At 61.5% G+C, this 12,928-nt stretch carries 10 protein-coding genes; 7 read left to right on the top strand and 3 right to left on the bottom strand.

From position 1 onward, the window contains the following. Positions 1-7 precede the first annotated feature (7 nt). Positions 8-754 (top strand): FAD-binding oxidoreductase, encoded by a 747-nt coding sequence (locus MTX36_RS01875; RefSeq protein ID WP_243618056.1) that lies wholly within the window; start codon positions 8-10, stop codon positions 752-754. Here MTX36_RS01875 and MTX36_RS01870 read toward each other — a convergent pair. Continuing rightward, positions 748-1,917, bottom strand: a complete 1,170-nt coding sequence (locus tag MTX36_RS01870; protein ID WP_243618055.1) for a globin domain-containing protein — start codon at positions 1,915-1,917, stop codon at positions 748-750. The genes MTX36_RS01875 and MTX36_RS01870 overlap by 7 nt on opposite strands. 237 nt (positions 1,918-2,154) lie before the next feature. Here MTX36_RS01870 and MTX36_RS01865 point away from each other — a divergent pair, with 237 nt between their 5' ends. Further along, positions 2,155-3,330 carry a nitric oxide synthase oxygenase gene (locus MTX36_RS01865; protein ID WP_243618054.1) on the top strand — a complete coding sequence of 392 codons (1,176 nt, stop codon included), beginning with the start codon at positions 2,155-2,157 and terminating at the stop codon, positions 3,328-3,330. Between the two features lie 87 nt (positions 3,331-3,417). Here MTX36_RS01865 and MTX36_RS01860 read toward each other — a convergent pair whose 3' ends face one another. Beyond that, positions 3,418-4,992 (bottom strand): AMP-binding protein, encoded by a 1,575-nt coding sequence (locus MTX36_RS01860; protein ID WP_243618053.1) that lies wholly within the window; start codon positions 4,990-4,992, stop codon positions 3,418-3,420. Between the two features lie 93 nt (positions 4,993-5,085). Then, on the bottom strand, positions 5,086-7,299 hold the full coding sequence (locus MTX36_RS01855; protein ID WP_243618052.1) for an arylsulfatase: 2,214 nt from the start codon (positions 7,297-7,299) through the stop codon (positions 5,086-5,088). Positions 7,300-7,646: 347 nt separating this feature from the next. Between MTX36_RS01855 and MTX36_RS01850 the strand changes: the two genes are divergently transcribed. The 5 genes from MTX36_RS01850 (at position 7,647) to bphC (ending at position 12,921) form a co-directional block, all read left to right on the top strand. Continuing rightward, entirely contained in the window at positions 7,647-8,201 is a 555-nt protein-coding gene (locus tag MTX36_RS01850) for a hypothetical protein (protein WP_243618051.1), read from the top strand. Positions 8,202-8,274: 73 nt separating this feature from the next. Further along, positions 8,275-9,462 carry an alpha-hydroxy acid oxidase gene (locus MTX36_RS01845; RefSeq protein ID WP_243618050.1) on the top strand — a complete coding sequence of 396 codons (1,188 nt, stop codon included), beginning with the start codon at positions 8,275-8,277 and terminating at the stop codon, positions 9,460-9,462. A gap of 124 nt (positions 9,463-9,586) precedes the next feature. Next, positions 9,587-10,768: a Rieske 2Fe-2S domain-containing protein gene (locus tag MTX36_RS01840; protein WP_243618049.1), complete on the top strand. Its 1,182-nt coding sequence runs from the start codon at positions 9,587-9,589 to the stop codon at positions 10,766-10,768. Positions 10,769-10,809: 41 nt separating this feature from the next. Next, complete coding sequence (locus tag MTX36_RS01835) at positions 10,810-11,991, top strand: acyl-CoA dehydrogenase family protein (RefSeq protein ID WP_243618048.1); 1,182 nt, start codon at positions 10,810-10,812, stop codon at positions 11,989-11,991. Positions 11,992-12,009: 18 nt separating this feature from the next. Beyond that, positions 12,010-12,921 (top strand): biphenyl-2,3-diol 1,2-dioxygenase, encoded by a 912-nt coding sequence (gene bphC / locus MTX36_RS01830; protein ID WP_243618047.1) that lies wholly within the window; start codon positions 12,010-12,012, stop codon positions 12,919-12,921. Positions 12,922-12,928 lie beyond the last annotated feature (7 nt).

The following is a 12,928-nucleotide window of genomic DNA, read 5'->3' as shown; positions in this document are numbered from 1 at the left end:
CACCCTCATGGCCCAGCGAACCTGGTCGAGCACCGTCGTCGAACATCACCGTCTCCGTGAGGATTTGGCTGTCGTTCGACTGATCGGCGATGTCGTACCGTTCCAGCCGGGCCAATATGTCGACGTCAGTGTGCCGCAGAATTCGCGACTGCTTCGCCGGCTGTCCCCAGCACTGCCGCCGTCACAGGACGGGAAGATGGAATTCCACGTCAAAACCGTCCCCGGTGGTTGGGTGAGCGGCAAGATCGTCAAAGACACCCAACCCGGTGACACGTGGCAGATTCTCGACCCCCGCGGAGATCTGTCGGTCGACGTGAACGGCCCTCCGGTCGTGATGATCGCGGGTGGAACAGGTTTGGCACCGATGCGCTCGATCATCCTCGATCTTGCACAGTCCCCGAACCCGCCCCTGGTGTACCTGTTCTTCGGTGGCCGAACCCTTCGCGACCTGTACGCCGCAGACATGCTGTGGTTGCTCGCTCACCAATTTCCTTGGCTCCAAACGATTCCCGTCGTCGAAGATCTCACCGACGCCGGCCCACCCGACGAGTGGTTCGAAAGACTCGGCGTAGACATCGGTTTCGGCGAGGACCATCTGGTGGAAGGGACCCTGGCCGACGTCGCCGCGTCGTACGGGGCTTTCACCGAGCATCAGGTGTTGCTATGCGGATCGGCCGCAATGGTGCGTTCGACGCGCGATCGTCTGATTGCGACGGGAACCCCCGCCGAGATCATCGCCTTCGATCCCTACTGAACTCCGTAGGTCGGGTCACTGCGCACAGTTGCCACGTCGATCCCGGCCGCCCGAAGTCGAAACTTGGTGCTGTTCACCATCGATTCGTTCCCGACCAGCTGAATGTCGTGACCCGGCCACGTGCCGTAGGACGTGACGACCTTGCCGACCTTGCCGGTGATGCGTTCGGGAAATCCCAGTGGCGGTAACGGTTCGGGATTGGTATGCCACCATGGGTTGGAGCCTTCTTCCGACACGGGAATGACAGTGAGCCAGGAATGCTTTTCGGCGAGCGTCCACAGAAACGGAAGGTCGTACAGGTCGCACGGGTACTGACCCGAGTAGAAAAGGTGAACTCTCCGGGTGTTTCCGCGACGGATCAGTTCGAGGATCTGCGCACGAAACGGCGCCAGACCCGTGCCGGACGCAATCATCAGCAGGTCGCGGATGTTATCCGGCAGACCGAGCGCACCGATCGGCGACCCGATCACCCAGGTGTCGCCGACGGCGGTCTGATTGACCATTGGCGGGCTCACCCAACCGCCGGACACCTGGCGAATATGAAATTCGACGATCCCCGACCCATCGACAGGGTTGGCTGGCGAGAGATACCGCCACATCCGCGGCCTTGCCGCTACCTGGACGCTGACGTACTGGCCTGGCCGATAGTCCATCGGCTGATCGAGTTGGAGGCGCACTATCGCAACTCCCTTGATGACGGCTCGACTTTCGACCACCGTGGCCGTCCACGCGCGTGGTCCGTCCGCAGCATTGGCCGCGCCCGTCATGGCGGCCGAGATCACGGACAGAGTGTTGCGCCAGGCACTGTCGACTTCATCGGTCCACATCTCGGCGCCGCCGAACATCTCGAATGCCTCGATCATCGAGTTTGCGACGTCGTTGTAGTGCTCGTCGGTCACACCGTATTTGCGATGATCCCGGCCCAACTGTGCGAGATACTCGAGCATCTCGTCTGACTCGTCGAGACTGTCGACGACGTAGCCGATGGCCGTGAACAGACGATCGCGCTGCACATCCATTGCGGCCGGAAAGAACTCTCGAGTTTCGGGCGATCGGGCGAAGAGAAGCGAGTAGAAGGTCCGGGCAAGCTGCTCCGGGCCGCCCTCTTCGGCGACGATGGATTTGAAGCTCGACCGGACCAGAGAAATTGCTTGCGAATCCACAGCTCGTCCTCGTCCCGATTTTTCGCGGCAGACCAGCCGCAAATATTTCGAATGCAGCTTATGTCACAACTGTCCAACTCGTAAATGAATGGCCGGATATGTCACACGTCACTATCAATTTTTCGGTACGACCGTCCCTTTTTCGATCAGGCGTGCAAAATAGGCATGGGATTCGCCACGCTCGACCGTTGAGCTACCGTCCAGCGAAATCCCAACCAGCCAAACAGGAGTCGTGCCGTGGATTTTGTTCGACAGGACGAGTTGCCAATAGGTAACGCGCCCGCTTCGTCACTCGTTTCATCTCCACCGGTACTGACCGACCTGCAACGACGAGAGCTCGAATGTGTGGAGTTCTTCGATTCACCGGAACTGAGTCACCTGCCGACATCTCGTCGGCGTGACGTGCTACGCGAGCTACACCGAACCGGCACGTACCGACACACCGCGGAGGAAATACTTGTCGGCGCAAAACTTGCGTGGCGGAATCATGCGCGATGCGTCGGACGCGCACATTGGCGCACTCTCAAACTGCTCGACGCCCGGGACGCTGTCACGGCAGCTGCTCTGGCCGAAGCATGTTGGGAGCACCTTCGGGTCTCGACAAACGGGGGCGCTCTGCAGTCGGTGGTCACTGTCGGCCCCCTGCCGCGCGAAGACGGCCAGGAATACCGCATCCTCAGTCCGCAACTGATCCGCTACGCCGGATACCTCCTTGACGACGGCACAATTCTGGGCGATCCGTGGCATGTCGACCTGACTGCTCAGGTCACCGCCATGGGATGGAAGGGTGCCGGAACACCGTTCGACGTTCTCCCCGTTCTGATTTCGGTCCCCGACGAGCCACTCCAGTACTTCGACGTACCCACTGACCTGGTTCTCGAAGTAGATATCGAGCATCCCGATTATCCGTGGTTCGCTGATCTGGGCCTGAAATGGCACGCCGTTCCCGCTGTAGCGGACATGGATCTCGACATCGGCGGAATCCGCTATCCGTGTACCCCCTTCAGCGGCTGGTACGTCAGTACCGAAGTGGGCGCCCGCAACTTCAGCGACACCGATCGCTACAACATGCTTCCTGCCGTCGCGAAGCATTTGGGGCTCGATATGAGCACGGACCGCACCCTGTGGAAGGACCGTGCGCTGGTCGAATTGAACCGCGCAGTTATTCACAGTTACCGCAAGGCCGGCGTCATCATGGTCGACCATCACACTGTCGCAAAACAATTCATCGATCACATCGCCCGCGAGAACAAAGCCGGCCGCACCTGCCCGACGGACTGGTCGTGGGTCAACCCACCGATGTCCAGCTCACTCACTCCGACGTTCCATCGGCTGTACGACGAGCCCGATCTCGACATCCGGCCCAACTTCGTGACCAAAGCGAAGAAGGGCGTGTGCCCGATCACCGGCTGAAGTGAGCACCCCTTCTATACAGTGAGCACCCCTTGCAGCAGGCTGCAAGGGGTGCTCACTTTCAGGAATGGGTGCTAGCTCGAACCCTTAGACGGCGCGGGCCTGGGCCTCCCAGTAATGCGCACGCAGTGCCTTCTTGTCGAGCTTGCCCAGCGGAGTGAGCGGCAGGCTGTCCACGAAGTCGATGCTCTTGGGTGCGTGAACGGAACCCTTCGCCGCCTTGACCCGTTCCACCAACTCTTCGGTCTCCACGGTCAGACCAGCGCGAAGCACGACGCACGCCTTGACCGCTTCGCCCCACTTCTCGTCGGGCACGCCGACTACGGCCACGGAGGCGACGGACGGGTGCGCCGAGATGACGTCTTCGATCTCGCGGGGGAAGACGTTGAATCCGCCGGTGACGATCATGTCCTTCTTGCGATCGACGATGGACATGAAGCCGTCCTTGTCCTTGCGCGCAATGTCACCCGTGTGCAGCCAACCGCCACGGAAAGCTTCGGCGGTCTCGGCGGGCTTCTTCCAGTACCCCTTCATGACGAGAGGACCACGAACGCAGATCTCACCGAGTTCACCCTGCGGCACCTCGTTGAGGTCGTCGTCGAGCAGTCGCACGTCGAGCCACGGCACCGCACGGCCACAGGTGGCCAGGCGCTCCGGATCGTCGACGAGGTGCTCTTCCTTGCGCAGCACCGAGATGGTCATGCCGCACTCGCTCTGGCCGTAGAACTGGAAGAAGATCTGACCGAACTTCTTGATGCCTTCCTGCAAGCGTGCCGGCGACATCGCAGAAGCACCGTAGAACATCGTCTGCAGGCTGGAGACGTCACGCTTTTCGAGATCCGGGTGATCCATAAGCATGTAGATCATGGTGGGCACCAACATGGTTGCGGTGATCTTGTACTTTTCGATCGCTTCCAGCACTGCACCGGGCTCGAAGGCCGGGAGGACGATCAGTGCGCCGCCGCGGAGGAGAGTGGGCGTGAAGAACGCTGCACCGGCATGCGACAGCGGAGTGCAGATGAGGAAACGATTTTCCTCGGGCCACTGCCATTCCGACATCTGGATCTGGTTGAGCGCCGCGCCTGAACGGAACGTTCCCATAACGCCTTTGGGCTTGCCCGTGGTGCCGCCGGTGTAGACCATGCTGCTGGGGCCTTCGGCGTCGACGTGCGCAGCCTTGAGCGGTGCGGGCTCGAAAGTCGCTGCCAGAGCGAGAATATCGATGCCTACTTCGGACGGGCCCATCGACAGGAACCGGGTGATCGAGGGCGACGACGCCTTCAGTTCGGCCGCACGATCTTCGAAGTTGGCGGCATCGAAGATAAGGGTTTCGATCTCGGCGTCGTCGACGATGTACGTGTGGTCGTCGAGCGAGCCCATCGGGTTGAGGGCAGTCGCCCGACAACCTGTGATCATGGTGGCACCCATGCTGATGAGAACCTCGGGGCGATTCTTGGACAGCATCGCGGTGCTGGTGCCCTGGGTGATCCCCAGAGATGCGAGCGCCTGGGCAAAGCAGCTGATCTGATCACGCATCTCGCCGCCCGTCAGCACGACGTCGCCGATATAGAGCGCAGGCTTGTCGTGGTTCATTTCCAAGGCAGTGATGAGCAGGTCCGGACCGTAAACCGGTCGGTGCAGGTCAGCGTACTCGTCTGTCATCTGGTTTCCTTCGGCTCGGCGCGTTGAGATGTGGTGCCAGTCACGCATATGGTAATCAGAATTGCACACAACTGGAACAGGTTCCACATGGCCCTACTGCACAGCGAATGCGACGCGGGCGCGGTCCGCCTCGGTTTCCCGCGCCGACACATCGTCGAGATCGACTCGCACGGATCGCACCGTGCCGACAAAGCGATCTGCGTTTGTGTAGTCGGAACTGATCGCAATGCCGTGGCATCGTCCGACCGTCAGCAGTCCGGTTCCACCGATGTAGAACGGTGTCGTCCGTTCGATTCGATCCGATCCGACGACATCGCCGTCCACCAGCAGCACGATTGCTGCTGCGGCCCCCAATCCATCGCCCTCGTAATGCAATTCCATTCGGAACGTGTGATGGCCAGGCTCGATCACCCGACTACTGCGAACATGTTGCACGTATAGGTCGGAAACGTTGTTGCAATAGGTCAGACGACCGTCGTGCAGGTACAGACTCCACCCGCCGTCCGCGCGCGCACCCTGCGCGACGATGACGCCGGTTCGCCCGGACTCCGTCAAGTCGACATCGGCCGTGATCGCGTGCGAACGGTTGAACAACTTGGGCGACGCGTCCGGCAGTAGCGGTGGCATCGACCCGGGATAGGTGACCGAGCTCCGTACCTTGACGTCGACGCCTTTTCGCATCCTTTTCATCCGAGTGTTGTCGAGTAGCACTTGATTGCGAGTTGCTTCCCCCTCGAACACTGCCTGCAGTTCGGCAAGCTTCTCCGGACGCGACCGAGCCAGATCGGCGGCTTCCGTCCAGTCCGTGTTCGTGTCGTACAGCTCCCACACATCGTCCTCGAACGGCCGGTCGCCGGTCGCCGGTTGCATCGGGACGCGGTGAGCCGTGCAGGCCACCCAACCTTCGTGATAGATGCCGCGGTTGCCGAATATCTCGAAGTACTGTGTGGTCCGACGGTCCGGCTCGGCGGCATCGTCGAAGCTGTAGCGCATCGACACACCGTCCATCGGCTGCTGCGTCACCCCGCCGACCATCTCGGGTTCGGGGATCCCGGCTGCATCCAGAACAGTTGGCACGATGTCGGAAACGAAGTGCCACTGTTCACGGATCTCGCCGCCCGATTCGATTCCCGACGGCCAGTGGACGATCAACGGATTGCGGGTACCGCCGTAGTGCGACGCAACCTGCTTCACCCACTGATACGGCGTATCCATCGCGAGCGCCCAACCGATCGGATACTGCGGGGCGGTAGTCGGTCCTCCCAATTCCGCACGCTTTTCGATGATGCGCGCCGACGTGTCCTGAAGTCCGTTGAAAAGGATCCCCTCGTTGGCGGTGCCGAGCATTCCCCCTTCACCGGCGGCGCCGTTGTCGCCGAGTATGTAGAACACCAGGGTGTCGTCGAGGGCGCCCATGTCCTCGAGAGCGTCGATCACACGGCCGACCTGAGCGTCGGTGTGCTCGGCGAAACCCGCGTACAACTCCATGAGAAGTTCGGCGGCGAGGCGATCTTCTTCACTCATCGAATCCCATTCCGGGATGAAGTCGAGCCAGGCTGTCATCTCGCCGCCTGTCGGGACGACGCCCAGTTCGTGCTGACGCGCCAAGGTGATGTCGCGCTGACGATTCCAGCCGTGCGCGAACTTCCCGGCATACTTGTCACGCCACCTCTGCGGAACTTGGAGCGGTGAATGCGTGGCTCCGAGAGCAAGATACGTGAAGAACGGCTTCTCCGGCGCCGCAGCCTGTTGGTGCCGCACCCAGTCGACGAGGCGATCTGCCAGGTCTTCGGAGAGGTGATAACTCTCGTCCGGCGTGCCGGGAGCATCGACGGGCGTGATGCCGTCGTAGAGGGCCGGATAGTACTGATCCGTCGAACCGCCGAGAAATCCGTAGAAGTGCTCGAATCCTTCGCCCGTCGGCCAGCGGTCGAACGGCCCCGCCGGCCCGGTCTCGACGCCAGGTGTCTGGTGCCATTTGCCGAAAGCAGCTGTGTTGTAACCATTCGCGCGTAGCGTCATCGCAAGTGTTGCCGCACTGTCGGGACGCACGCAGTTGTAGCCCGGATCGGTGCTCTCGAAGTTGGTGACCGTACCAAATCCCACGGCGTGAGGGTTACGGCCTGTCAGCAATGAGGCCCGGGTCGGCGAACACAGTGCGGTTGTGTGAAATCTGTTGTACTTCAACCCATTATCCGCCAGCCGTTGCGCCGTGGGCATGTCGATCGGACCGCCGAACGGAGAACTGGCTCCGAACCCCATGTCGTCAACCAACACGATTAGCACGTTCGGGGATTTACTCGTCATAGGAATACCTTTCAGTTCCGACCGTTGGATACTGCGTCGGGGCTCAGCAGTACATCGGCTCCATTTCCAGGCGACATTATTCGGTGTCCGTGCCCTGTCGACAGATAATCTCCCGGGTGGTGGAACACCGGATCGAACCGAACAACCGTCGTCGGCGCCGATGGCAACCCGGTCCCGCCTACTGAAACCGGCACGTCGTTCGACGCCTGGTCAGCGCGACATCCGCGCAGAATCCCCGCGTGAACTCCCAATCACCGGGAGCGGCCGATGCTACCGACGCCAGCCTCATTAGCGTTGTCCTTACCCACTCGAACGGCCGACTCCGGCCGTGGGAAACGGAGGTTATCGTGACTGCAATGCTTGTCGACGAGAATCCCTTGGCGCACTCGGTGCTGCCGACATTTTCGGCCCTCTACGACGCATCCGCCGGATTGAGCGACGCGTCGGTAGACGAACAGGACGTCGTGTTCTTCGGCCCGCCCAACCCCGCGGACACTGTTGTCGGCAATATCCGCGTCCTCGAACAACTCCCGGTGGCCGACAGCAGCACTTCGCGGATCGCCCGTACAACCGAGTACCGCGACATGTACGGACACCTGGTTGCCGAAGTATTCGTATCGGGAACCGTTGACGGCTCTGCGCCCAGGTCCGCCTCCGACAAAAACTCGTCAGCTCTGGCCGCCTACGCCGCAACCACGTTCGGCGCGGAGAGCATCAGACGGTTCCGGACCCGGATCTTCGTGCCGGAAGCCGACAGCACAAGCCTCACCTATGCCTGCACCCCGATAGCCGAGTATCAGAAGGACGCCGAGCGCGTTTCCGACGTCATTGTGACGGCAACCGATTGCAACGGGACTGTCGCCGCTCGGGCCTGGGCGACAGTGACTGAGCCGGCAGCGTAACCTGCCCCGGCTGGTATTCCACCAGCCGGGAAAATGCCTTCACCAGCCGGTACCTCGATGATTAAGTGTCGCCATGTCTGCGATCAAGTTCAGCATGTCCTCACAGTCGTCACCGATCACCGTCGCCGACTACCGAGAACGTGCGCGTCGTGCGCTTCCGGGAATGATCTGGGCATACGTCGACGGCGGCGCCGAAGACCACGTGACGATGCGAGCCAACGTCGACGATTTCGACAAGTGGGCACTTCGTTCACGGGTACTGACGGGAAATGACGGCCGGGGGCTCGCCGCCAAGGTCGGGAACACGACGCTGGACCTCCCAGTCTTTCTGTCCCCCACCGGAATGACCGGTCTCGTTCATTGGACCGGGGAACGCGCTGCAGCTCGGGCAGCGGAACGTGTGGGCACTCGTGCAGTCATCTCCACCGCGTCGAGTTACACCGTCGAGGAGATCGCGGACGCCACATCCGAAGATCATTTCTTCCAGCTCTACCCGTGGACCAATGCCGGCACCGGCGAGTCGTTGGCCAAGAAGTTCGTCGACCGCGCCGCCGCAGCCGGGTACAGCGCACTGTTCGTCACCGTGGATGTACCCGTACCCGGAAATCGGGAAGGGGAACGTAAGCGCGGCATGGGAATTCCACCCACACTCTCGCCGTCTCGGGTGCTCGACGCCGCCCGCAAACCACAGTGGGCCTACAACTTCCTGAAGCACCAGCGGATCTCGTCACGCATGCTCGTCGACGAACGGGGCGCAGCCGCCGCAGTGCGGTCGGCAAAAAAACAGGTGAGCCTTCTCCGTCCGGAACTCTGCTGGAGTGATCTCGAGAAAATCCGCGACCTCTGGGACGGTCCGATGTACGTCAAAGGCATTCTCGATCCCGACGACGCCGCAACTGCGGTTCGATTGGGCGCCGACGGCATCGTGGTGTCGAATCACGGTGGGCGACAACTCGACGGCGCGTTGTCGAGCATCGCAGCGCTGCCCGCAGTGGTCGATCGGGTGGGCGGCGCCAACGGAGTTCCGGTATACCTCGACGGTGGAATTCGGCGTGGCAGCGACGTCGTAAAAGCGCTGGCCCTGGGAGCGAGCGCCGTCGGCATCGGCCGCCCGTACGTCTACGGATTGGCAGCCGGAGGTGAAGACGGTGTCGCGCACGTTCTCGAGATCTTTCGGGAGGAGATCTCCCGGACTTTGACCCTCATGGGATTGAGTGACATCGCCGAACTCGACCGCTCACATGTTCTCCGACGCACCTGAAATACCGCACCAGAGCCCAATCGTTCCATCCAGCGGGAGAACCCGTATCCGCAGCTACGCCCTGACGCTTCTATGTGATGGATCACATTACTGAAGCGTCGTCAGGCGCGGCTCGGAGGAAGACATGTCACTCGGCACGGACTCACCCACGACAGCGGACGAAGAAATTCGAGAAATCGAAGCGGCCGCCGCCCCACAACGATTCGCGCGGGGGTGGCACTGCCTCGGGCTCAGTAAGACGTACCGCGACGGCAAGCCGCATCAGATCGAGGCCTTCGGCACCAGCCTGGTTGTGTTCGCGGACACGGCTGGGGATCTCAAGATCCTCGACGCCTACTGCCGCCACATGGGTGGCAACCTCGCACACGGCACCGTCAAGGGCGATTCGATCGCCTGCCCGTTCCATGACTGGCGCTGGGGCGGCAACGGAAAGTGCACGGCCATTCCGTACGCACGACGCGTCCCCCCGTTGGCGAAGACCCGTGCTTGGACGACGCTGGAAAAGAACGGTCAACTGTTCGTCTGGCACGATCCGCAGGGCAATCCCCCGCCTGCCGACGTGACGATTCCCGATATCGAAGCGTACGGCGATTCCGAATGGACTGACTGGACCTGGAATTCGGTTCTGATCGAGGGTTCCAACTGCCGCGAGATCATCGACAACGTCGTGGACATGGCGCACTTCTTCTACATCCACCTGAGTGTTCCGCGAGGATTCAAAAACGTCTTCGAGAACCATGTCGCCGCTCAGTACATGAACAGCACGCAGCGCGGCGACGTCGAGGTCGACCTCGATTTCGGCGAGGACAGCAAGTTGCGTTCCGAGGCAGCGTATTACGGACCGTCGTACATGATCGACAAGCTGTGGTCCGAAGCTAACGGCGCGATGGTCGAATCCGTTCTCATCAACTGCCACTACCCGGTCTCCCCCACGTCGTTCGTTCTCCAGTACGGCGTGATGGTCAAGAAACTGCCAGGTCTAAGCGATGAAGAAGCCGAGGGCATGGCACAAGCATTCGGCGCCGGCACCGAAGCGACGTTCGAGCAGGACATCGAGATCTGGAAGAACAAGGCACCCATCGACAACCCCCTACTGTGCGAGGAAGACGGCCCGGTATACCAGCTACGCCGCTGGTACCAGCAGTTCTACGTCGACGTCGAGGACGTCACAGACGACATGGTGCGCCGCTTCGAGTTCGAGATCGACCTGACCCGTTCCAACAAGAACTGGGACGAGGAGATGGCCGCGAACATTGCGGCCAAGAACGAGACTGCCGAACCGGAACGCGCAATTTCCACTCACTGACGTTCTTTCCTGCTGTTACCGAAAAACGCGAGGACCACACAATGGCGTACGAAGTACTCGAACAGATCAACCTGATGGCCGACGACCTCTTCGCGGAGGGCGTCGAGGCCGAGAAGTTGGGCCGCTTGGCGGACGACACTGCCAAGAAGATGAAGGCAGCCGGATCTATCCGCATGCTGCAGCCCAAGGAATACGGCGGAATGGAAGCACATCCGCGTGAGTTCGCCGAGACGGTGATGCGGACGGCATCACTAAATCCGTCGGCAGGATGGGTCCACGGAATCGTCGGAGTTCACCCGTGGCAGTTGGCATTTGCCGATCCGAAGGTGCAGCAGGAAATCTGGGGGTCCGATCCGGATACCTGGATGGCGTCGCCCTACATGCCCGGCGGATTGTGCATCCCCACCGACGGTGGCTACAAGTTCTCCGGCCGCTGGCAGTTCTCGTCCGGCACCGATCACTGTGACTGGGCATTCCTGGGCGCTATGGCCGCCGACAAGGACGGCAACATGGAGATGCCGCCCCGCATGCTGCACGTGATCATTCCGCGCACCGACTACCAGATCATCGAAGACTCGTGGGATGTCATGGGTCTGCGCGGCACGGGCTCGAAAGACCTTGTGGTCAAGGATGCTTACGTTCCCGACTACCGCGTGATGGATTGCGACGAGGTCATCGACGGTACGGCCGTCCGCAAGTACGGACGCACCGAAACCCTGTACCTGATGCCTTGGTCGAACATGTTCCCCCTCGGCATCACAGCCGCGACCATCGGCATCTGCGAGGGAATGCTGTTCCACGCCAACGAATACCAGGCTGATCGTATCAATGCCCAGGGCACCGCGATCAAGGATGACCCGTACACGCTGTTCGCTATCGGCCAGGCCACTGCCGATATCCGCGCTGCACGAGACACCTTGCTGGCCAATGTGGACCGCATGTGGGATCGCGTGGACGCCGGTAAGGAAGTGACGTTCGAGCAGCGCGCCGAAGGGCGCCAGACCCAGGTCCAGGCGGCCTGGCGCGCCATCAATGCCGTCGATCAGGTCTATCCCCGTTGCGGCGGAAACGCGCTGCGCATGGACAAGCCCTTGCAGCGCTTCTGGCGCGACGCCCATGCCGGCCAGCATCACGCAATTCACGTCCCCGGCACCGTATTCCACGCTGCCTCACTGAGCCGCCTCGGCGCCGACCCGCAGGGTCCGCTGCGGGCCATGATCTGACCAGGAGCAACAAACACGATGACACACAACGACATCAAGGGACTTGGTTACGTCAAGATCTCGACCAATGACATGGCGCGCTGGCGCACTTTCGCTTTCGACGTCCTGGGCTTCGCCAAGGGCAGTGGACCGGACGAGAACGCACTGTACTTGCGCCTCGACGAGCGCGCCGCCCGCATCGTGATCGTCGAGGGTGAGCGCGACGAGATCGTCAGCATCGGTTGGGAGGTCGCCGACCACGCGGCACTGCGACGCGTACAGGCTGCTCTGGAGAAGTTCGGCACTGCCGTCGAACAGCTTTCACTCGCAGAGGCCGATGCACGACGAGTCGAAGAGGTAATCACCTTCACCGATCCCGGCGGCGCCACCATCGAGATCTTCCATGGTGCAGTTCTCGACCACAGCCCCGTCGTGACGCCGTTCGGTGCTCGATTTGTCACCGGCGCACAGGGTCTCGGCCATGTGGTGCTTCCGGTCATGGACAGCGCCGCAAGCTTCGACTTCTACACCGAGGTTCTCGGCTTCTATCCGCGCGGCGCCTTCCGCATTCCCGCGCCGCCGGAATACGGTCCGATGCGTGTTCGTTTCATGGGCGTCAACGAGCGTCACCACAGTTTGGCGCTGTGCCCTGCCCCGCACGGCGGCGCACCGGGCTTGGTTCACATCATGGTCGAGGTCGATACCCTCGATGCCGTCGGCCAGGCGCTGGACAGAGTGGTCAAGGACGGCTTCTCGGTGTCCTCCACTCTGGGCCGACACACCAACGACAAGATGGTCTCGTTCTACGTTCGCGCTCCCGGCGGCTGGGACATCGAGTTCGGCACCGACGGCATGACGGTCGATCAGGATTCGTACTCCGCCGAGGAGATCACGGCAGACAGCTACTGGGGCCATGACTGGTCGGGCAGCGAACCGCTAGCTGCAATGTAGGCGTTCC

It is taken from the genome of Rhodococcus sp. ARC_M6, from assembly GCF_022810305.1.
Lineage (GTDB): Bacteria > Actinomycetota > Actinomycetes > Mycobacteriales > Mycobacteriaceae > Rhodococcus_F.
The sequence above is the reverse complement of the archived record's forward strand: the minus strand, read 5'-3'. Positions and strand labels throughout refer to the sequence as shown.